Annotated in this window: 19 protein-coding genes and 1 pseudogene; 8 read left to right on the top strand and 12 right to left on the bottom strand. The window is 69.0% G+C overall.

What is annotated here, in order from left to right; all coding sequences use genetic code 11:
• Positions 1–43: 43 nt before the first annotated feature.
• Both ACYVF6_RS34975 and ACYVF6_RS34970 read right to left on the bottom strand, forming a co-directional pair.
• Complete coding sequence (locus ACYVF6_RS34975; RefSeq protein ID WP_460527670.1) at positions 44–694, bottom strand: response regulator transcription factor; 651 nt, start codon at positions 692–694, stop codon at positions 44–46.
• Entirely contained in the window at positions 682–1,863 is a 1,182-nt protein-coding gene (locus ACYVF6_RS34970) for a sensor histidine kinase (protein WP_460527668.1), read from the bottom strand. Before ACYVF6_RS34970 ends, ACYVF6_RS34975 begins: the two co-directional genes overlap by 13 nt.
• Before the next feature lie 144 nt (positions 1,864–2,007).
• Between ACYVF6_RS34970 and ACYVF6_RS34965 the strand changes: the two genes are divergently transcribed.
• Positions 2,008–3,528, top strand: coding sequence for an alpha/beta fold hydrolase (locus ACYVF6_RS34965; protein ID WP_460527666.1), 1,521 nt, complete (start codon positions 2,008–2,010; stop codon positions 3,526–3,528).
• A 7-nt stretch (positions 3,529–3,535) separates the two neighbouring features.
• Here the strand turns inward: ACYVF6_RS34965 and ACYVF6_RS34960 are convergent, their stop codons facing one another.
• Entirely contained in the window at positions 3,536–5,017 is a 1,482-nt protein-coding gene (locus tag ACYVF6_RS34960; protein WP_460527664.1) for a sulfatase family protein, read from the bottom strand.
• Positions 5,018–5,135: 118 nt separating this feature from the next.
• On the opposite strand from ACYVF6_RS34960, the gene ACYVF6_RS34955 reads away from it, so the two are divergent.
• From ACYVF6_RS34955 to ACYVF6_RS34935, 5 genes and pseudogenes are all read left to right on the top strand, one after another.
• Complete coding sequence (locus ACYVF6_RS34955; protein WP_460527661.1) at positions 5,136–6,593, top strand: ABC transporter substrate-binding protein; 1,458 nt, start codon at positions 5,136–5,138, stop codon at positions 6,591–6,593.
• A gap of 82 nt (positions 6,594–6,675) precedes the next feature.
• A pseudogene (locus ACYVF6_RS34950) lies at positions 6,676–7,278 on the top strand (aldo/keto reductase); the annotation flags it as partial.
• A 44-nt stretch (positions 7,279–7,322) separates the two neighbouring features.
• On the top strand, positions 7,323–7,547 hold the full coding sequence (locus ACYVF6_RS34945; protein WP_460527659.1) for an aldo/keto reductase: 225 nt from the start codon (positions 7,323–7,325) through the stop codon (positions 7,545–7,547).
• A gap of 2 nt (positions 7,548–7,549) precedes the next feature.
• Positions 7,550–8,062 (top strand): GNAT family N-acetyltransferase, encoded by a 513-nt coding sequence (locus ACYVF6_RS34940; RefSeq protein WP_460527657.1) that lies wholly within the window; start codon positions 7,550–7,552, stop codon positions 8,060–8,062.
• A gap of 65 nt (positions 8,063–8,127) precedes the next feature.
• On the top strand, positions 8,128–10,293 hold the full coding sequence (locus ACYVF6_RS34935; protein ID WP_460527655.1) for a hypothetical protein: 2,166 nt from the start codon (positions 8,128–8,130) through the stop codon (positions 10,291–10,293).
• Here ACYVF6_RS34935 and ACYVF6_RS34930 read toward each other — a convergent pair.
• Positions 10,290–10,982, bottom strand: a complete 693-nt coding sequence (locus ACYVF6_RS34930) for a DUF998 domain-containing protein (RefSeq protein WP_460527653.1) — start codon at positions 10,980–10,982, stop codon at positions 10,290–10,292. The genes ACYVF6_RS34935 and ACYVF6_RS34930 overlap by 4 nt on opposite strands.
• An 89-nt stretch (positions 10,983–11,071) precedes the next feature.
• Between ACYVF6_RS34930 and ACYVF6_RS34925 the strand changes: the two genes are divergently transcribed.
• Positions 11,072–11,581, top strand: coding sequence for a GbsR/MarR family transcriptional regulator (locus ACYVF6_RS34925; RefSeq protein WP_460527651.1), 510 nt, complete (start codon positions 11,072–11,074; stop codon positions 11,579–11,581).
• A 105-nt stretch (positions 11,582–11,686) separates the two neighbouring features.
• On the opposite strand, the gene ACYVF6_RS34920 is transcribed toward ACYVF6_RS34925, so the two are convergent.
• The 8 genes from ACYVF6_RS34920 to fabG all read right to left on the bottom strand — a co-directional run bounded on the left by ACYVF6_RS34920 (position 11,687) and on the right by fabG (position 20,518).
• A complete protein-coding gene (locus ACYVF6_RS34920) occupies positions 11,687–13,003 on the bottom strand; it encodes a type 1 periplasmic-binding domain-containing protein (protein ID WP_460527649.1) in 1,317 nt (438 codons plus the stop codon).
• A gap of 21 nt (positions 13,004–13,024) precedes the next feature.
• A complete protein-coding gene (locus ACYVF6_RS34915; protein WP_460527647.1) occupies positions 13,025–14,095 on the bottom strand; it encodes a branched-chain amino acid ABC transporter permease in 1,071 nt (356 codons plus the stop codon).
• Positions 14,096–14,199: 104 nt separating this feature from the next.
• Complete coding sequence (locus ACYVF6_RS34910; protein WP_460527645.1) at positions 14,200–15,090, bottom strand: branched-chain amino acid ABC transporter permease; 891 nt, start codon at positions 15,088–15,090, stop codon at positions 14,200–14,202.
• A complete protein-coding gene (locus tag ACYVF6_RS34905) occupies positions 15,090–16,934 on the bottom strand; it encodes an AMP-dependent synthetase/ligase (protein WP_460527642.1) in 1,845 nt (614 codons plus the stop codon). The genes ACYVF6_RS34910 and ACYVF6_RS34905 overlap by 1 nt, the downstream gene beginning before the upstream one ends.
• On the bottom strand, positions 16,931–17,725 hold the full coding sequence (locus ACYVF6_RS34900; protein WP_460527640.1) for an ABC transporter ATP-binding protein: 795 nt from the start codon (positions 17,723–17,725) through the stop codon (positions 16,931–16,933). Before ACYVF6_RS34900 ends, ACYVF6_RS34905 begins: the two co-directional genes overlap by 4 nt.
• On the bottom strand, positions 17,722–18,495 hold the full coding sequence (locus tag ACYVF6_RS34895) for an ABC transporter ATP-binding protein (RefSeq protein ID WP_460527638.1): 774 nt from the start codon (positions 18,493–18,495) through the stop codon (positions 17,722–17,724). The genes ACYVF6_RS34900 and ACYVF6_RS34895 overlap by 4 nt, the downstream gene beginning before the upstream one ends.
• A gap of 54 nt (positions 18,496–18,549) precedes the next feature.
• The gene (locus ACYVF6_RS34890; protein ID WP_460527635.1) at positions 18,550–19,731 is read right to left on the bottom strand and encodes an acyl-CoA dehydrogenase family protein; all 1,182 of its coding nucleotides are present in this window, start codon (positions 19,729–19,731) and stop codon (positions 18,550–18,552) included.
• Positions 19,732–19,759: 28 nt separating this feature from the next.
• A complete protein-coding gene (gene fabG / locus ACYVF6_RS34885; RefSeq protein ID WP_460527633.1) occupies positions 19,760–20,518 on the bottom strand; it encodes a Rossmann-fold NAD(P)-binding domain-containing protein in 759 nt (252 codons plus the stop codon).
• 124 nt (positions 20,519–20,642) lie between these two features.
• Here fabG and ACYVF6_RS34880 point away from each other — a divergent pair.
• Positions 20,643–21,255 (top strand): TetR/AcrR family transcriptional regulator (locus tag ACYVF6_RS34880; RefSeq protein WP_460527631.1); only part of this gene is annotated, 613 nt, incomplete at its 3' end.

Raw genomic sequence — 21,255 nt, 5'->3', positions numbered from 1 at the left:
CTCGAAAAGCACGACTCGTTTTCACATTTGTTTTCGGCGAGATCTACCCCGGCGTCCTGCCGTTGAGATAGGCGAGCACGGCGAGCACCCGGCGGTGGCCGGTGCCGTCGACCGTCAAGCCGAGCTTGGCGAAGATGTTGCCGATGTGCTTGTGCACGGCGTTGTCGGTGACGAACAGCTGGGCACCGATCGCGGTGTTGTCGTGGCCTTCGGCCATCAGCGCGAGCACCTCGCGTTCCCGCGGCGTGAGCGCGGCGAGTGGGTCCGCCCGGCGGCTGAGCAACTGCGCGATCACCTCGGGATCCATCGCCGTGCCACCTGTTGCGACCCGGCGCAGGGCCTGGACGAACTCGTCGATCCGGCTGACCCGATCCTTCAGCAGGTAACCGATTCCGCCGCCCGCTGTCGCGAGCAGCTCCGAGGCGTACTCGTGCTCGACGTACTGCGAGAGCACCAGCACCGGCAATCCCGGCTGCTGTCTGCGAGCCTGCAACGCGGCGCGGATTCCTTCGTCCCGGAACGACGGTGGCAGCCGGACGTCGACGATCGTGACGTCGGGACGGTGCTCGTCGACGGCGACCAGAAACCCCTCGGCGTCGGGCGCGATCGCGACGACCTCGAACCCACGGCTGGCCAGCAGCAGCTCCAGGCCCGAGGAGAGCAGGACGTTGTCCTCCGCTATCACCACTCGCACGGCAGCTCCACCCGGATCGTCGTGGGCCCGCCGGCAGGGCTGCTGACCTCGGCCACCCCGTCCAGCGCCAGTACCCGATGGCGGATCCCGGTCAGCCCGGTTCCCAGCGTCTCGTCTGCGCCGCCGGCTCCGTCGTCGGTGACCTCGAGACAGAGGCGGTCCGGGCCGCGGGTGACCGTTACGCCGGCCTGGCTCGCGCGGCTGTGCTTGACGACGTTGGTGAGCGCCTCGGTGACGACGAAGTACGCCACCGCCTCGACCGCAGCCGGGACGCGCGGCAGGTCGTCGATCGTGAGTGTCGCCGGCACGCCACATCCGGCGACGACCGTACGCAACGCACCCGCCAGGCCGCGGTCGGCGAGGATCGGCGGGTAGATCGTGCGCAGCACACTCCGCAGGTCGGTCATGGTGTCCTCGGTCGCCTCGTGCGCCTCGCGCAGCAACCGGCTCACAGTGCCGTTCTCGTCATCGGGGAGAGCCTCGCGGGCGACGGCCAGCCGCATCGCGATGCCGACCAGCCGGGCCTGTGCTCCGTCGTGCAGGTCGCGTTCGATCCGGCGCAGCTCGGCGGCGTGGGCGTCGAGTACGTCCGCACGCGTGCGGGTCAGCGTGTCCACCTGGCTGGCGAGCCGCTCGACCGCGGACGGCGCCAACAGCGCGAGACAGGCCCGGGCGTGCAGGCGGGCCAGCGGCGGCAGGCCGGCGTACGCCAGCGTCGACAGCAGGATGAACTGGAACGCGCCGAGCCCCAGCGCCGTCGCCCATCCGGTCACCGGCACCTCGACAAACATCCGAACCGGGTCGTCGACCGGGAACGCCCACCACGCCAACGCGCTCACCGCCACGAGGATGTTGCCCAGGCAGAGCAACGTGGCGAGGCCGAGCACTCCGCCGATCACCAGCCCAACGGGAAGCCAGGCCAGGTCGCGACGGGTGGCTGGGTCGGCGAACGCGCGATAGAACGGGCGACCGGACGGCAACGGGCGACCGGTGACCGGCTCGGCCAGCAGGCGGCCCGCTCGCCGGCTGTGCCAGTCAGCCCACCACCTGGCCGGCCCCGGATGCCAGAGCACCGGCAGCGCGATCAGGGTGGCGAGCGCGCTGAGCAGCGAGCCCAGCAGGTAACCCGAACTCCGCCAGACCGCCAGCAGGCGCCGACCCGAGACCACGCCGAACCGCCCTCCGTACGCCGGTAACGTTGCTCAGCCATTCTTCCGGCCCAGGCCGTGGCGGGCACTACAGCCAGCTGCCCTGTTTTTCGGGCAGCCCGAGGTATCGATCCGGCAGCCGTCCGGCACCTAGCGTCACCGACCATGAAACGGATCGCCTCTCTCATGGCGCTGCTCGCGCCGCTGCCGCTCCTCGCGGCCGCCGCCGGACCGGCCACCGCCCAGCGACCGCCCGACGCGGTGGCGAGCCTGACCGCGTACCACTCACAGCGCCTGACCTGGACCAGCTGCCGGCAGGGACCGGACGACGAGGTGGGCGCCGGCCTCGACAAGGCAGGAGCGCAGTGCACCAACGTCACCGTGCCGCTGGACTACAGCCGGCCGCAGGGCCGGACGATCACGATCGCTGTCTCGAAGCTGCCGGCGACCGACCGGAAGCAACGGATCGGCGCGCTGTTCCTCAACAGCGGCGGCCCGGCCGAGCCGACGCTGGGCATGCCGCTGGAGGTCAGCCCCTACCTCGGCGACCTGGCCGAGCGATTCGACGTGGTCGGGATCGACCCGCGGTTCGTCGGACGCAGCACGCCGCTCGACTGCGAGTGGCCGGTGGGGCTGTGGGTCCGTTCCGCGGGTTCGAACCGGGCGGGGTTCGACCAGCAGGTCGCGTTCCAACATGACCTGGCGGCACGATGCGAGCGCGAGCGCGGGGATGTCCTGCCGTACGTCACGACCCGCAACACGGCAAGGGACATGGACGTCATCCGCGCCGCCCTCGGCGAGCGCCGGGTGTCGTACCTCGGGTACTCCTACGGCGCCTACCTCGGCGCGGTCTACCTCCAGATGTTTCCCGGCCGGACGGATCGAGTGGTGCTGGACAGCGCGGGCGACCCTGAACGGTACGGACCCCGGCTCCAGCAGGGCACCGAAGGAGTCACGGAGAACGCCTTGCGGGCCTGGGCTTCCTGGGCCGCCGAACGGGACGAGACCTACGGCCTGGGGGACACCACAGGCGGTGTGCTGGCCAGCGTGAACGAGATCGTGCGGGCCTCGGCGCGCGAGCCGTTGCGGGTCGGGCCGTACCGGATCGACGAGCACCTCGCGCCCGTCCTCGTCCAGCGGACTGTCGGCAGCGACAAGGACGACGACCGCGCCGTCGCCGCCTCGGCGATCGCGCAACTGCATACTGCCGCCGAAGGCGGGACCGTGGAACCGACACCGGAACTGGCCGGACTGCTGAGCTTCATCCTCGACGGCACGTCCTCCTCGCTGATCAGTCCGTCGGCCGCGATCATCTGCGGCGACAGCACCGGGCCGCGCGACCCCGAGGTCTACTGGCGCGACATCGAACGTAGCCGCGAACGCCATCCGCTGTTCGGCCCGATCACCAACAGCATCTGGCCGTGCGCGTTCTGGCCGGAGTCGCGGGAGCCGCTCACGCGGATCGCCAACCACCGTGAGGCTCTGATCGTGTCCGCGACGGGCGACATCGCCACGACGTACCGTGGCAGCCAGGCGATGCACCGGCAGCTCACCGGGTCGCGACTGCTCACGCTGGAAGACGTGATCGCGCACGGGATCTACGGGGAGTACGGAAATCCCTGTGTGGACGGGGTTGTGAACGCCTACTTCGCGTCGGGCCGGTTGCCGGGCAACCAGACGTGTTGAGTCGGTCTCAGCTGGGGCGCGCCGGATGCCAGTTGTGCTCGGCGCGCTTCGGCGTGTAGTTCGCGACCGGCAGGTCGTCGACCACGCGCGTCGACCACCACAGCAGCCGTTCGACGAGGTCCGCACGTACCTGGCCGTGGTCCGGATCCGCCCACAGGTCCGTGAGCTCCATGGGATCCGCGGCCAGGTCGTACAGCTCGCCCTTGCCGGTGTTGTCGTACAGCAGCTTCCACTTGTCGTGCCGCACCATCCGTGTCAGCCCGCTCTGCGTGACGCTGTTGAGCTCGTCGAACTTCCCGCCCTCGTACGGGAAGTGCAGCTCCGGCCGGTCCTGCGGGCCGTACGGCAGGCCGCCGTATCCACGCTCGGCGTATATGCTGTCGAACTCCTCGGCCGGATAGCTCTCGCCGGTGAGCAGCGGCCAGAGGCTGCGCCCCTGCACGCCGTACGGAATCTCCTGCCCGGCCGCCTCGCACAGCGTGGGAAACAGGTCGGCCAGTGAGACGAACGTCTGCCGGTCGTCGTGTGCCCGGACTCCCGGACCGGCCACGACGAACGGGATCCGCATCAGCACCTCAGGCATGCCGGCGCCCTTGCGCTGCAGGCCGTAGTCGCCCACGTAGTCACCGTGGTCGGCGACGAACAGCACGATCGTGTTGCCGGCCTTGCCGGTCTGCTCGAGGTGCTCCCACAGCCTGCGCAGCTGGTCGTCGATCAGGCGCAGCATGCCGCAGTACGTCGCGCGGTAACGCCGCCAGAGGTCGTCGTAGCCGGGTCGCTTCTCCGCCACCAGCTGGTGCAGCCACTGCCACATGCCACCCTTGGCCTCCGCGGCCTCGGGACCGCAGGCGCGGTCCGGCACCTCGTCCTCGCCGAACAGCGAGAAGTACGGCTCCGGTGCCTGGTAAGGGTTGTGCGGCTCGGGGAAGGAGAGCCAGCAGAAGAACGGCCGCTTGTCGTCGTGGCCGTCGAGCGACTCGATGGCGTCGTCGACGATCCGGTAGGGGAACTGCAGCTCGAGCGGGAACGGCGTCGCCTCGGTCGTCGGCCCGTGGTCGACCGAGTGCATCCAGGCTGCGAACTCCTGCTGGTCGGGGGTTTCGTCGGGGCCGCGCTCGTGCCAGTACGGCCCGGAGAACGTGTCGAAGTCGTGCGCGCCCCTGTACATATGGGTCTTGCCGGCGAAGTGCAGCGCGTAGCCGGCTTCTCGCAGGACGTCGAGCAGGTCGTCACCGCGCAGGACATGCCTGGCGGCGGAGTTCTGCCGGACACGGTGGGCGGAGGGGAAGCGGCCGGTGAGCAGGCTGGTCCGGGCAGGCACGCAGGCGGGCGCCGTCGTGTAGGCGTTGCGGATCCGCGTTCCGCCGGCCGCCAGCGAGTCGAGGAACGGCATCGTGTCGAGCGCGAATCCCTCACCGGCGGTGAGTCCCGCGCGATGCTGGTCGGTCATGAGCAACAGGATGTTGGGTTTTTGTGTCTCACCACTCATGCCGCTTTTGGCCTCCATGCCGACCTGTTCAGTGTCTGGTTCGTACGCCACTATAACGTTGTACACAACGTTGTAAATCGTTACCGGCTGGGATTTGTGGCCGGAGGAGGGCAGAACCATGGGAGCACTTAGTCGTCGGCAGCTGCTGGGTGGCGCGGCGGCGATCGCCGGTGGCGCCGTGGCCGCCGCCTGTGGTGGGCCGTCCGGTTCGGGGGGACCGAGTGGTGGGGGCGGCGGGCTGAAGTGGTGGGACCACCAGAACCAGCTGGAGCCCGCCAAGCGCAAGATCTTCGAGAAGTTCGCGAAGGCGCCGGGTGGGGTGCCGGTGGAGTACACCTACAACAACCCGGGACGGCTCGGACAGACGTTGCAGCTCGCCAAACAGAGCAACCAGCTGCCCGACATCCACTCCAACGCCGGGCTGATGATCCCGGTGCCGCAGCTGATCTCCGGTGGCTGGGTGTCGCCGTTGTCGCTGAGCGCCGAGGCGACAGCGCGGCTGAAGGACGTGCTGATCGAGGGCGTTCACGTCTTCGACGGCAAGGTCTACTCCTTCCCGATCTTCGACTACCACGTGTACGTGTCGGCGACGTGGTTCAACACCAAGCTGGTCGAGCAGGCCGGCCTGGACCCCGAGCAGCCGCCGGCGACGTACGACGAGTTCCGGGCCTCGGCGCGCAAGGTGCAGGACGCATCGGGCGGCAAGTCGTACGGCTGGATCTGGAACATCGGCATGCCGGCCCGCCTCGGGGAACAGATCAACGACTTCGCGCAGGCGGCGGGGTTCGAGGGCGGTGGCGGCGTGCTCTTCAAGACGGGGGAGTACGCGTTCCACTCGCAGCCGTACCTCGACGTGATCGAGTTCCTGCTGTCGTTGCAGAAGGACAAGCTGCTCGTGCCGGGTGCGCAGGCCTGGCTTGACGACATCGCACGCAGCCGCTGGACCACCGGCATCGCCGGATACTACTTCGACGGGCCGTGGTGCGCGGGTGTGGCGCTGAAGAACGCTCCGCAGTTCGGCGAGACGCTCGGCGTCGGTCCGCTGCTGGTGCCGACCGCGGGCAAGCAGCCGCACACCTACCACGCACACCAGGGCGGGGAGTACTGGATCTCTCCGTCGACCAAGCACGCCAAGGAAGCCAACCAGCTGCTCAGCGACTACTTCACGACGCCGGACTACTCGGTCGAGATCGCCAACACCATGTCCCAGCCGCCGCGCGACCTTTCCGCGGTGGCGAAGTCGAAGGCGCATCCGGCGTACAAGAAGCTCGTCGGCTGGTACCAGGACCAGGTGTCGCTCGCGCCGAACGCGATCGTGAAGAACCCGGAGCTCACCAAGGTGCAGGCCGAGATCAAGGACGTGAAGCCGACGCTCGGCGACATCGTGCAGGGCGCGTTCACCGGCGACATCACCGACGTCAAGGCGGCACTGAAGAAGCTCAGCGACCAGAGCACGCAGGCGCGGGACGCGGCGGTGGCGGCGGCCAGGAAGAAGGGCGCGAAGGTCGACGTGAGCGACTACGCGTTCCCGAACTGGAAGCCGGGCGCCGACTTCACCACCGAGATGTACGGCTGAACCCGGCCGGCTGGGTATTCCTCCTGTCGTAGAGTCGCACGGGAAGCCGTCGCGAGGTCTGGGACGAAGGAGTTCGTGAGCCATGTCAGAGTCGACTTCCGGGTCGAAACCCGGGAACGCCGCAGCGGCCGGAACCATCGACGTGGGTGGTGACCTGACGGTCAACCGCCTCGGCTTCGGCGCCATGCGGGTCACCGGCGCCGGAGTCTGGGGACCGCCGCCCTCCCGGGACGAGGCGAAGGCGGTGCTCCGGCGGGCGGTCGAGCTCGGCGTCAACTTCATCGACACCGCCGACTCCTACGGCCCGCACGTCAGCGAGGAGCTCATCGCCGAGGCCCTGTCGCCCTATCCCGACGACCTGGTGATCGCGACCAAGGGCGGGCTGGAACGCACCGGGCCGGGCCAGTGGCCGGCCAACGGGCGGCCGGAGCACCTGATCTCGGTCTGCGAGGGGAGCCTGCGCAGGCTCGGGCTCGACCAGATTCCGCTGTACCAGTTCCACCGGCCGGACCCCTCGGTGCCGCTGGAGGACTCCATTGGCGCACTCGTCGAGCTGAAGGAGCAGGGGAAGATCCGGCACATCGGGGTCTCGAACGTCACCGAGGAGCAGCTGCGGGTTGCCCAGCAGCTGACGCCGATCGTGTCGATCCAGAACCGCTACAACCTCGGCGACCGGCGGTCGGAGGCGCTGGTCGACCTGTGTGAGCAGGAGCAGCTGGTCTTCCTGCCGTGGGCGCCGATCCAGGACCTCGACAGCCCGGCGGTGACCGAGGTGCCAAACGGCACGACGCGTCGCCGCGGCAGGTCGTACTCGCGTGGCTGCTGGCCCGGTCGCCCTCGATCCTGCCGATTCCGGGTACGGGGTCGGTGGCGCATCTGGACGACAACGTTCGCGCGGCGTCGATCCGGCTGAGTCCGGCGGAGGTCGCCTCGATGACCGGTGGTGCCGGCTGAGAGTGGAGTACCGGCAGGCCGTGGTGGGGGATGCCGCGGCGATCGGGCGGCTGCACGCAACCAGCTGGATCGACGAGTACGACGGCGAGCTTTCGGCGGCGGACCGGGCCGAAGTGGTGGCCGGCCGGGTGGTCATATGGCATGACCGGCTGAGCACCGGGGGACGGCACGCCACGGCGACGTTCGTGGCGGTCGGTGCGGTGGACGGAGTGGTGCGAGGCTTCGTCCACACCGTCGCCGACCACGATCCGCGGTGGGGCTCGTTGCTGGGTGAGCTCCACGTCCAGTCCGAGGCCCGGCGGGCCGGCATCGCCCGGCAGCTCTTCGTCCGCGCGACCACCTGGCTGGCGGCCCACGCCACCAGCGACTCGCTCTACCTGCTCGTCCGTTCGGAGAACCTGCCCGCTCGCCGCCTCTACGAGAGCCTCGGTGGTCAGGCCGACTCGGCCAACGCCGCGGCGTCGGCACCCGGCCTGCGCTACTGCTGGACCGGCCTGCCGGGAAGGACCGGATAGCAGCTTGGTGCCGCAAGGCCGCCAGATCGTTGACATGAAACGGTGTTTCATAGACCGTTCTTCGCATGACGCGTTTCAGGTCGCTCGTCGTCCTGGCCGCCGTTCCGGTGCTGCTGTTCGCGGCTGCCGGCACGGGAACCGCGGTCACTCAGCCTGATCCTGGGGTGGAGCACGTGCATGCTCCCGCCGGCAGGATCTTCTACACGAACACCTCGACCGGTGACTTCCCGTACGCCGGCTTCGCCGCGTTGTTCGACGCCAGCCGTACCAACGCCGACGGTACGCGGAGCAACCGGGTGCTGCTGTCGTACAAGACGGCTCGGGATGCGGTCGGCACGGGCGGGACGCAGGTGAAGCAGACCGCCGACGAAGGCAAGACGTGGCAGGACTTCAGCTCGCCGGACGGCACGACCGGCATGGTCAACGTGATCAGGCTCGCCGACGCGGCAGGGACCGTGGTCGCGATCGACTACGAGCCGACCGCGGTGACGGCGCCGCCGGGCGCGGCGAACCAGTTCCGGCGCTGGCTGTTGACGCCGACCGGCTGGAGCAACGGCGGCCTGGCCACGTTCTCGTTCTCCGAACCGATCTCGTGGGCGCGGGTCGAGCAGGCACCGATCCTGCTGGGCGACGGCAAGACCGTGCTCGTGACGTTGTACGGCGCGTACGCCTCCGGCACGACGTTCGTGATCGTGGCCAGGAGCGTCGACGGTGGTACGACGTGGACGGAAGCGTCGAAGGTCGTCACCGGCGGCGGGTTCAACGAGGCGTCGATCGTCGAGACCACGAACGGGCAGCTGGTTGTCGGGCTGCGCAGGCAGGCGGCGAGCAGCATCGACCTGTACGTCTCGCGGTCGCCGAACGCGACCGGGGACGGACCGTGGTCGGCACCGTCGATCGTCTCCAGCGCGTCCGGGGCCGCGCCGTTGCTGCAGAAGCTCGGCAACGGCGTGGTCGTGATGGGTTCGGGGCGCAACGACAATGTGCTGCGCTTCTCGATGGACGGCACCGGCGCGACCTGGCTGCACAAGCAGGTCCTCTACCAGAACTATCCGACGCAGTCGCGTACCCGCGGCTCCAGCGGATACCTCGGCATCGCGCCGCTGTCGGCGAACCGGTTCCTCGTCGTCGGCGACAACTGCGCGCCCGGGTGGGGCTGTCCGGCCGGCGACACCGGGCACCAGGTCGGCAAGCAGAACGCCCTGTGGTCGTCGCTCGTCGAGGCCGACACGGCGCAGTGGGGAAAGCTCGACCTGCGGACCAAGTTCCAGCGCGGCGAGATCGCGGTGATGTCCGCGCTGACGTCGTACGGGCAGGGCCGCACCTCGCTCGCCGCGTACGCCTTCGACGGCGACGCCCGGGCGGACTCGTCGGTGGTGTCCGCCTCGCGGTCGGTCGTCGTACGCCTGGATCGGCCGTACGAGCTGACTGGGCTGGGCCTGCACGCACACCTGCTCGGCGCCTCCGACGTACGGATCGAGACCTCGCTCGACGGCAGCGCGTGGACGACACCCACCCGGGCGACACGGGCTGGGATCGTGCGGCCGTTCGCTACGCCGGTGACGGCGCGGTACCTCCGGCTGACCGATCCGAACGCGTCGTCGACCGCGGATGCCTCGTTCCTGCATGAGCTCGAGGTCTACACGACGACGGACGGGTTCGAGAACGACTACCCCGGCGAGGCACCTCGCGGCAACGGACTGCAGTCAGCGCAGGGCGTCGTGGTCGTGAACGCTTCGGACGTCCCTGTGGCGGACAGCCTGTCGTCGCGCTTCCTGCGGGTGCGGGATACCAGCAGCACGGCGATCTCGCGAGTGTCGTGGCGGCACGCGGCTTCGACGTCGGCGGTCTACGAGTTCAAGAGCCGAGCCGTCGGGCAGGCGAACAAAGGGCTGCTGTTCTCCGTGCTCGGGACCACATCGTCAGGCGCCGCGGCGACGCCGTACCACCTGCTGTTGAACGCGAGCGGACAGCTGTTCCGCTACAACTGGGCCACGGCCACGTGGATCGGCCCGTTGAACCCGACCCCGCTCACAGCCAACAGCTGGAACACCCTTCGCCTGGAAGCGACGACGACATCCGGAACGCTCTACGCCAACGGCGCGACGGTAGCGACGTTCGGGCCGTCGGAGCCGGCGGCGAGCCTGACCGGCAACCAGCTCGCCTCCTCCGGGACGGTCCCGACCGGTGACGACTGGCTGGTCGACGACCTCGCCTACACCGTTCCCTAGGACTGATCGGCAGGGCGGGGTGCTCCCTTGCGCAGGAGCTGGACGGCCAGCAGGGCCAACCAGGTCCAGCCGATGACGATCACGAGACGCTGCAGCAGGCCGGCCGGTGAGTTCGGGTCGCTGGAGGCCGCCGCGACGCTGGTGAGGACGAAGAACACCAGGATCCCGGTCGACGTCAGGACGGAGTACAGCGACCAGCCACGCCAGGCAGGGTCGTGGGCGAAACGGCGGGCGAGGACGAAACCAGCCGCGATCAACGAGGTGAAGCCGATCAGGCTGAGCACACCGTGCAGCACGCCGTGGACGGAAGGCGTGGCCGGCGTGACCGCGCCCGGCGGGTAGCCCAGCCCCGGGTCGGTGACGAAGACGCCGGCGCCGATCACACACAGGCCGAAGGTTCCCAGGAGGATCGGTCCCCAGGTGGCACCCTTCCCCGTACGCAGGGTGCGCCTGAGGCCGAGCGCGAAGCAGATCGTCAAGGCTCCGAATACGACGAAGTTGGTGATCTGTGTCCAGCCGTACGGTCCGTCGCTGAGGCTGCTGACCGCCATGTGCCAGGCGCTGTAGTCGGGACGGGTGGCGCTCTCGACGAGGAACACCAGGATGAAGAGCGGCGGGCCGACCGCGCCGGCGGCGAGCAGGAGCCTGGGGGAGCGGGACCGCGTTTCGACTGACTTGCTGGACGCCATCGGGGATCCATTCTCTTGGTCTGAGTGCATACTAGCACGAACTTTCATTATTTACTGAAAGTTGACGCTAGTAGCGTAGCCTTCGTGACGTGCCTGAAGGGAGTGCTGTGCGCGCAGATGAGCTCGACGAGCTCGGCGGATTCGTCGAACGGTTCGCCTCCACCCTCACCGATGCCGGCTTTCCACGCCTGGCCGCTCGCGTGTTCGCGACGCTCCTGACCAGCCGGAGCGGGCGCATGACGGCGGCCGAGCTCGCGGAAAGCCTGCGCGCCAGCACGGGCGGTGTCTCGGGTGCGGTCCGCTACCTCGTCCAGCTCCGCCTCATCCGCACCGAGCGAGACCCGGGCAGCCGCCGGCACGCCTACGTCGTCGACGGCTCGTGGTACGAGGCCACGGTCGCCGCCAACCCGTTCCTCGAGCGGGGCGAGGCCGACCTCCGGGAAGGCATCGCGATCCTGGGCGACTCGCCGGCGGCCGACCGGCTGAACGAGACGCTCGAGCTCATCCTGTTCCTCCGGGAGGAAACCAGCGCGATGATGCGCCGCTGGGAGGAACGCAAGGCGTCGCTGCGAGCACGGCGAAACGCCCACCAGCCCTGACGGCGCGCGGTCCCTGGTCGCCGAGAGCTTGGCGCGGCCGGATGGTGTCGTAGGCCGGGGCCGGGCGGTCGCGGTGCGACGGCCGCCCAGCCCGGACTGGTCAGGTCATCCGCCCACGCAGGGTTTGCTGAAGTCGTAGGCCTTCGCGGTCGGGCCGGTGAAGAAGTCGGCGACGGTCTTCACACCGTCGGTCGACTTTGGGTCGATGGCGTTGATCATCGTTTGGCGGAAGGCGGAGCCTGGCATGCCCGCGTAGTTGCCTGCCGATGACGGCAGCATGCCCTCGTAGTCGACCGACTTCAGGGAGGCGGCGGCCTTGTGGACGCCTGCTCGGGTGAGGTCGCCGGACTTGGCGGCGGCCTCGAGCGCCGCGAGCATGGGGTAGGACCAGACCCAGCCGGCGATGTAGCCGGGGCTCGGGGTCACGTCGCCGACGGCGTCCCGCATCGCTTGGTGGCCTGGGGTCGAGGCGTTCCAGGCGCCCCACGGGGCCGCCTGGAAGTACATCGCCTGCAACGCCGGTGCGGCCGCTGTCTTCAGGAGTGCGGGGTTCCAGGTCGGGCTGGAGCCGACGAACGTGCCCTTGTAGCCTCGCGCCGCCGTCTGGCCGACCAGCGCCGCCAGTTCGCTCGGGCCGGTCGTGACGTAGACCAGGTCGGGCTTCTGCTGCACGATCGCCGCGATGGCGGCGCCCTGGTTGTCGGGCCCGGGTGGGGTCTCGGTCGCGCTGAAGCGCAGGCCGTGCGCCGTCGCCGCCGTGCGGACGCCGGCTGAGGCGTCGGCGCCGTAGTCGTTCGGGAAGTGCACGGCCATGACCGAACGAATCTGACCGCGCTTGGCGGCCGCCGACGTCGCCCAGTCGACGCCGTTCATCGACTCGAAGCAGTAGTTCGCGCCGCTCTCGAAGATGATGTCGTCGAAGTTCCAGTTGGAGTTCCACGACGCCGGCATGCCGATCACGTTGTCCTTGCGCATGTCGCCGATGATCGCCGCGGTCTGGGACGATCCCAGGGTCTGCGCCAGGCCGAGCACGTTGCCGCGGATCTCCTGGTACATGCGGTTGTGGATCTCGGGGTTGTACTGCGAGTCCCGCGTGTACTTCTTGATGTCGACGTCGTATCCGCCGATCCCGCCGCGTTCGTTGACCCGCTTCCAGAACGCCTCCTGCGCGGCCGTCAGCGGAACGGCGTTGGCGGCGAACGGACCGACCGTGAGGTCGGAGATCACTCCGAGGTAGATGCAGCCGTTCTTCGGGTTCACCCTGGCCGGGCACGGCTCGGAGGTGACGCCGCGATCGGTACGGATTCCCGATGTGGTGTTGGATGCTTCCGGTGTGGCCGTGTCACTGGAGGACCGGCAGGCCGAGCCGATCAGCAGCAGCCCGGCGGCCAGGCCGGTCAGCGCCAAACGAGCGGTGTTCATGATGGTGATCCTTTTCTGCGGCTAGTACGTGAACGGCCAGCCCTTCCAGTAGTCGCGGAAACGCGTCCAGATCCCATACAGGCCACGTGGTTCGAAGATGAGGAATCCGACGATCAGCAATCCGTAGAGGATCGCTTCGAGCTGATAGACGGCCAGCAGGCCACTGTTCCCGGTGGCCTGCTGTGTGAGGAACGGCATCGCGCCCGCCAGCTCGGACGAGATCCGTCCGAGCGACGTGATGAACAAGGCGCCGAGGATCGAGCCGGAGATCGTCGCGACGCCTCCGACCAGGATCATCGCCAGGTACTGGATCGACAACAGCAGGCTGAACGACCCCGGCTCGACGACGCCGGACAGCCCCGCGAACATCGCGCCGGCCAGGCCGGCGTAGAACGACGAGAAGGTGAACGCCAGCACCTTGTAGCGCAGCAGGCTCACCCCCACCACAGCCGCCGCGATGTCGCGATCGCGGACGGCGGAGAACGCCCGCCCCACCCGGGAACGGGTCAGGTTCCGCGCCAGCACGGCGAACAGGACGAGAAACCCCAACGCCAGCAGGAACTGCCGCTGCTCGCGCGTCAGCGGAATTCCCAGCACGACACCCGACTCGGAGAACGAGAACCCGAACAGCGAGAGCTCGGGCCCGCGCCGCCCGACGCCCAGCCCACCGGTCACCGAGCGCGCCTCCTTGAAGATGTGCTCGCCGAGAAACACCAGGCCCAGCGTCACGATCGCGAGGTACAGCCCGCGCAGCCTGGTCGCGAGCGGGCCGACGATCAGCCCGGCCAGCGCGGCGACCAGGCCCGCGGCCGGCAGCCAGACCAGCATCGGCAGCCCGAAGCCGATCACCGAACCCTCCGGCGACCCGCCCAGCACCGAAGCGGTGTAGGCCCCGAGCCCCACGAAGAACGCGTGCCCGAGCGACACCTGACCGGCGTATCCGGTCACGAGGTTCAGCCCGATCGCGCCGACGGCAGCGACCAGCCCGAAGGCCAGGACGAACAGCACGTCGTCCGCGAGTACGAACGGCGTCGCGACCCCCACCGCGAGCAGCAGCCCGACCCCGAGCCGCTTCGAAGGCGTGTTGAACATGGCCAGCTGCTGCTCGTACGACGTGTAGAGCCACGGCCTACGCCGGTCTCCACTTCTGGTCCTGGTTCTGGCCCTACTTCTGGCCCCACCTCGGGCAACAGTGCTCACACCCGCTCGACCTCCCGCGTGCCGAACAGCCCGTACGGCCGCACCAGCAGGACGAGCAGCATCAGCGCGTACGGCGCCACCAGCGAGAAGTTCGAGCCCAGCCACGGCGCGAGGGCCGGCTGGTAGGTCCCGACCAGCGCTTCGACCACACCGACCGACAGCCCGCCGACGACCGCGCCCTGCAGCGAGTCGAGCCCGCCGATGATGATCGCCGGCAGCGCCTTCAGCGCGATCAGCCAGCTGGTCTGCTCGATGCCGGTCCCCGCCGCCACGAACGTGCCGGCAACCGCGGCGAGCGCGCCGGCCAGCGCCCACGACAACGCGAACACCGCGCCCACCCGGACGCCCTGTGCCAGCGCGGTTTCCTGGTCGATCGCCGTCGCGCGGATCGCCAGGCCCGTGCGAGTGAAGCGGAAGAACGCGGCCAGTGCGCCGACGATGACGGCCGTCAGCACGATCAGCGCGATCGTCTGCGTACGCACGAACACCTCGCCGACCTGGAAGCTGGAAAGGCCCCACGGATCGCGGACGACCTTGGCCTGCACGCCGATCGCGCGGTTCGCGACGACCCGGACCACGATGTCGATGCCTATCGTGACGATGGCGAGCACGAAGACCGGCTTGCCGACCATGGGCCGCAGCACCGAACGTTCGATCGCCAGCCCCACACCCGCCGTTGCCAGCATCGCGACCGGAAGGCCCGCGAAGAAGGGCAATCCGAACGACTCGGTGAAGTAGTGCGCGAACAGCCCGCCCACCACCATCAGCGAGGGCTGGGCGAAGCTGATCACCCGGGTCGCCTTGTAGATGATGACGAACCCCAACGCCAGCAGGGCGTAGATCGACCCGAGTCCGAGGCCGGTGACGAGCGCCTGCACAGATCTCATCAGGGCGTCCCCTCTGTGTACCCCTCGGAGTACATGGACTCGATCAGGTCGGAGAACCGCTCGTGGATCGCCAGCCGCCGTACCTTCTGCGTCGCGGTGATCTCGCCCTCGTCGTGCTCCAGCTCGCGCGGCAGCATCCGGAAGCGCTTGATCTGCTCGACGTTCGCGTACCGTCCGTTGACGTCGGTGACGATCGACTGCAGCAGCGTGCGCACCTCGGGCTTCTCGGTGAGATCGCGGTACGTCGTGTACGCCAGCCGCTGCCGCCTCGCCCACTGGCCAACCGTGTCGAGCTCGATGCCGATCAGCGCGGTGAGGTACTTGCGCCGGTCGCCGACGACGACGGCCTCCTTGACGTACGGTGACGACTTCAGCGCGTTCTCGAGCTCGCTGGGCGCGATGTTCTTGCCGCCGGAGGTGATGATGAGGTCCTGCAGGCGATCGGTGATCCGCAGGTGGGTCCCGTCGACCAGCTCGCCGACGTCGCCGGTGTGCAGCCACCCGTCGGCGTCCAGGGCCTTCGCGGTCGCCCGCTCGTCGCGCCAGTAGCCCGCGAACACCGCCGGATGCCGGACCAGGATCTCGCCGGTCGCCTCGTCGATCCTTATTCCCACGCGAGCGCTCGCCTCGCCGACGGTGCCCACCCGGACGCGCCCCGGCCGGTTGATCGTGGCGATCGCGGAGTTCTCGGTCATGCCGTACGCCTCGTGTACGGGCACGCCGATACTCATCAGGAACGTCAGCACCTCCGGCGCGATCGGCGCCGCGCCGGAGACGGCGCGCCTGACCCGGCCGAGCCCGAGCCGCTCGAGCAGAGCCCTGTACAGGAAGACCCAGCCGAGCGCGTACAACAGCCGCGACCCGGCAGTGTGCCGTCCGCCGTTGCGTACAAGGGTCTCGCCGATCCGGCGGGCGACGCGCATCCAGCAGGCGTAGTTGGCGCGCTTCAGCCGGCTCGCGCCGGCCATCCGGACCTCGGTGCCTGCCAGCAGCTTCTCCCAGATCCGCGGCACGCCGAACAGGATCGTCGGACGGACCTCGCGCAGGTTCTGCGGAACGGTCGCGACCGACTCGGCGAAGTTGACCTGCGTTCCGGCCGCCGCCTGGATCCAGGTCGTGAACATGCGCTCGACGACGTGACACAACGGGAGGTACGACAGCACCTGGTCCTGCGGACCGGGCCGCGGGCTGACCAGCGTGTCCCGTTCGCCGGCTTCGGCCATCGCGAACTCGAGGTTGCCGATCGTCAGCATCGCGCCCTTCGGCGGTCCGGTCGTGCCCGAGGTGTAGACGAGCGTGGCGATGTCGCTGGGCTCGGCCGCGGCGATTCGTTCGTTCACGGCGTCCGGATGCTCGGTGCCGTGCTCCCTGCCGAAGGCCAGCAGCTCCTCCCACGAGAGCAGCCGCGAGTCCGTGTAGTGTTTGGCGACTCCGCGAGGCTCGAGGTAGACGATCCGTTCGAGCCCGGGCAGTTCGCCGGCGACCTCGAGCGCCTTGTCGACCTGCTCCTGGTCCTCGGCGACGAGGATCCGTGCACCGGAGTCGCGCAGCACATGCCGTACCTGGCTTGGTGGGTTGGTCGGATAGAGCCCGACGGTGATGCCGCGCAGCGCGACCGTCGCGAGGTCGGCGTACAGCCATTCCGGCCGGTTCTCCGAGTGGATCGCCACCCGTTCCCCGGGCTGGACTCTCAGCGCCAGCAGGCCGTTGGCGACCAGGACGACGGTCTGCCAGTACTCCGCCCACGTCGTCTCCGCCCAGATGCCGAGACGTTTCTCCCGGATGGCGACCGCGTCCGGCGTGGTGGCCGCGCGGTCGCGTACGCGAGTGACGAGCGTGCTCATGGCCCGACCTGCCCGAGGTACGCGCGGATCACCGCGGGATCGTCCTGCACGTCCGCCGGTGGGCCGAGCGCGATCGTCCGTCCGAAGTCCAGGACCAGCACGCGGTCGGCGAGGTCCATCACCACGCCCATGTCGTGCTCGACCAGGATCATCGGTACGTCGAGCTCGTCGCGGATGTCGAGGACGTACCGCGCCATGTCCTCGGTCTCCTCGACGTTCATGCCGGCGACGGGTTCGTCGAGCAGCAGCAGCTTCGGCCGCATGGCGAGCGCGCGGCCGAGCTCGACGCGCTTCTGGATGCCGAACGGCAGCAGGCCGACCGGTAGGTCGCGGTACTGCTCGAGCTCGAGGAAGTCGATGATCTCCTCGACCGCGCGGCGATGTTCGACCTCTTCGCGGCGCGCCCTTCCCAGCCAGATCAGTGCGAACGGCCAGCCGTACCGCATCAGGTGATGCCTGCCGAGCATGAGGTTGTCGACGACCGTGAGGTTCTCGAACAGCTCGATGTTCTGGAACGTCCGGGCCAGTCCGCGCGCAGCGATGCGGTGCGGTGGCAGGGGAGTGATGTCCTCGCCGAGGAAGTGGACGCTGCCGGACCGTGGGCGGTAGACGCCGGACAGCACGTTGAAGATGGACGTCTTGCCGGCTCCGTTGGGGCCGACGATCGCGAACAGCTCGCGCGGGCGGACGTCGAAGCTCACGTCGTCGATCGCGGCGATGCCGTCGAAGCGCAGTCCGATGCCGCGGACGTCGAGGACCGGCTGCCCTGGTGGGGGATCGGGGTCGTTCACGACAGCCACCGCTTGCGCCGCTTGTAGTGCTTGACGTTGCGGTACGACCGTTGCTCGTCCCCGCGCAGTCCGAGGTAGAACTCGCGTACGTCGTCGTCGTGCAACAGTTCCTCGGCCGGGCGATCCATCACGATCTTCCCGGTCTCCAGGACGTAACCATGGTCGGCGATCGAGAGCGCCATCGTCGCGTTCTGCTCCACCAGCAGGATCGTCGTACCGCGGCGGTTGATCTCGCGGACGATGTCGCGGACATGCTGGACGAGACGTGGTGCCAGGCCGAGGCTGGGCTCGTCCAGCAGCAGGTAACGGGGAGCTGAGATCAGCGCACGGCCGATCGCCAGCAGCTGCTGCTCGCCGCCGGAGAGATAGCCGGCCGGCTGGCGGCGGCGCTCGGACAGGACGGGGAACAGGTCGTAGATCCCTTGCGGGGAAGCGCCTCTGGCGGTGTGCGCACCGATGCGGAGGTTCTCCTCGACGGTGAACTCCGCGAAGATCCGGCGGCCCTCGGGCACCTGCCGTACGCCCGACCGGACGATCCGGGCAGGCGACCAGCCGTCGATGCGCACGTCGTCGAGCACGACCTCGCCCTTGGTGACCTTGCCGCGCTGGACGTCCAGCAGCCCGGTCAGTGCGCGTACCAACGTGGTCTTGCCGGCGCCGTTCGCTCCCAGCAGCGCGACGATCGACCCTTCGGGCACCTCGAGGCTGACGCCGCGCAGCACCTGAATCACGTTGTTGTACACGACTTCGAGGTTGCGTACGGCGAGCACCTCGACCTCCGTGCGAACTTGGAAGGTGATGCCTGGAGGGTGATGCGGGGATCGTCAGGCCAGGTGGCCGCCGACCTTGGTGTAGCCGCGCAGCAGGTCCCGGGAGATGATCAACCGCTGCATCTCGTCGGTGCCTTCGAAGATGCGGTGCAGGCGGACCTGCCGGTACCAGCGTTCGAGCGGGAGCTCGCGGGTGTAGCCCATACCGCCGTGGATCTGCAGCATGCGGTCGACGACACGGCCGGCCATGTTCGCCGTTGTGAGCTTGGCGATCGACGCCGCGTGCCGGACGTCGAGGTCGTGGTCGACCGCCCAGGCGGCGCGCAGGACGAGCCAGCGGGCGGCTTCGAGCTCGGCCTCGGAGTCGGCGATCATCCACTGGATCGCCTGGTTGGTCGCGATCGGGCGGCCGAACGTCTCACGGGTGTTGGCATGCTCGATCGCCAGCTGGATCGAACGTTCGGCGATGCCGATCGCCTGGGAGGGAATGATGTAGCGGCCTCGTCCGATCCAGGCCATGCCGAGCTGGAAGCCCTGGCCGATCTCGCCGAGGATGTTGCGGTGGGGGACGCGGACGTCCTCGAAGACGAGCGAGGCCGGCTGGGTCTCGCCCATCGTGAGGATCGGCTCGGACTTCCAGCCCAGGTCACGATCGACGAGGAACGCCGTGGTGCCGCCGTTGTGCGCGCCCTTGGCCTTGTCCGTAACGGCGATCACGATCGCGAAGTCGGCGTCGTTCCCGCCGGTGATGAAGATCTTCTCACCGTTGAGCACCCAGTCGCCCTTGTCTCCTTTGTCCTGGTGAGCGCTGAGCTTGATGTTGGCGGCGTCCGACCCGGCGCTCGGCTCGGTGAGCGCGAAGCAGGAGATCCGCTCGCCCGCGATCGTGGGGAGGAGGTATTCCTCGCGCTGCTCGTCGTTGGCGTAGTAGAGGATGTTGTCGGCCTCACCGCCGAACGCGAACGGCACGTACGTGCGGCCGACCTCCGTCCAGATCAGGCTTTGCGTGACCGCCGAGAGGTTCATGCCGCCGTACTCCTCGGGCGTCGACAGGCCCCAGAAGCCGAAGCGTTTCGCCTTCAGCTGCAGCTCGCGCAGCTCACCGCGGTCGAGGCCGGGCTGGTGCTCGCGTTCACGGCGCAGCACCTCCGGCTCCAGCGGCTGCACTTCCTTCTGGATGAAGGAGCGCGCGGTGTCGCGGATCGCCTTCTGCTCGTCGTCGAGGGAGAAGTCCACAATGTGCTCCGCGGTTGGTCGGTGCTTGTCAGCGATCGCCGCCGTTGACGTAGAGGGTCTGGCCGGAGACGTAGGAGGCGTCGTCGCTTGCCAGGAAGGCGATGACGGCGGCGATCTCCTGTGGCTGGCCGACCCTCCTCAACGGGATCTGTTCGGAGGCAAGCTTCTGATGGTCTTCGGGGGAGAAGCCGACCCGTTCGGCCGTGGCCGCGGTCATCGCGGTCGCGACGTATCCGGGCGCGACGGCATTCACGTTGATGCCGAACGGGCCGAGTTCGATGGCGAGCGTCGCGGTCAGGCCCTGCACGCCTGCCTTGGCGGCGGCGTAGTTGACCTGGCCGCGGTTGCCCAGCGCGGACTTGCTGCTGAGGCTGACGATCTTTCCGTACCGCTGGGCCACCATGTGCTTCTGCGCGGCCTGGCAGCACAGGAAGATGCCTGTGAGGTTGGTGGAGAGGACGGCGTCCCAGTCGGTCTTCGGCATCTTGAACAGCAGGTTGTCGCGGGTGATGCCGGCGTTGTTGACGAGGATGTGCAGGCCCTGGAAGGTGTCGACGACCTGGCTGACCATGGCGTCGACCGCCTCCGGGTCGGACACGTCGCAGCCGAATGCCTGGGCCTTGCCTTTGGCCTCCGCGACCCGGTCGGCAGTGGGCTGTGCGCGTTCGGCGGTCAGATCGACGACGGCGACGCTCGCGCCCTCTTCGGCGAGGCGCTGAGCCGTAGCGGCGCCGATGCCCTGCGCGGCGCCGGTGACGATCGCTACCTTGTCGTCGAACCTGCCCATGTGTGCGGCCTCCCGCTTTCTGCGCTTCGTACCGCTTAAACTAGCGATGCAAGTTTTAGCTGTCCATAGGGTGAGGGGAGTTTGGATGGCCCGGCCGCGCCGGCCCCTGCTGAGCCGATCGCGCGTGGTGGAAGCAGCCACGGCGCTGGTCGACGCCGAGGGTCTGGAGGCGCTCACCATCCGGCGGCTGGCGGCGGAGCTCGGCGTGCGCGGGCCCTCGCTCTACAACCACTTCGCGACCAAGGCCGACATCCTCGACGCGGTCGCGGACGCGATCATGGCCCAGGTCGACACGTCCTCCTTCTCCTCCCACGACTGGCGGGAGGCGCTACGCCTGTGGGGCCGGTCGTACCGGGCGGCGCTGGTGGCGCACCCCCACGTGGTGCCGGTGCTGGCCCACGGCCCGGGCCGGCGACCTGCGGCGCTGGCAATGGCCGACGCCGTCTACGGGGGACTGGTGGCAGCGGGGTGGCCCGCCGCGCGCGCGACGCACATCGGCGCCCTGATGCGTTACCTCGTGGCCGGCTCGTCGCTGGGGTCGTTCGCGTTGGGCTTCGCGCCGGATCCGGCGTTGTACGACGGGGAGTATCCGCACCTGGCCGCCCAGGCCCACCTGCTGGCCGAACACCAGCACTCGGTGGACGACGGCGCGTTCGAGCTCGGCCTCGACGCCCTGATCGACGGCTTGTCGCGCGTGTACGAACGCCTGGTCGGCCCACTCCCGCCACAGCCGGTGG

The sequence above is a fragment of the Flindersiella endophytica genome, assembly GCF_054779015.1.
This window is presented reverse-complemented; position numbering and strand designations above follow the sequence as displayed.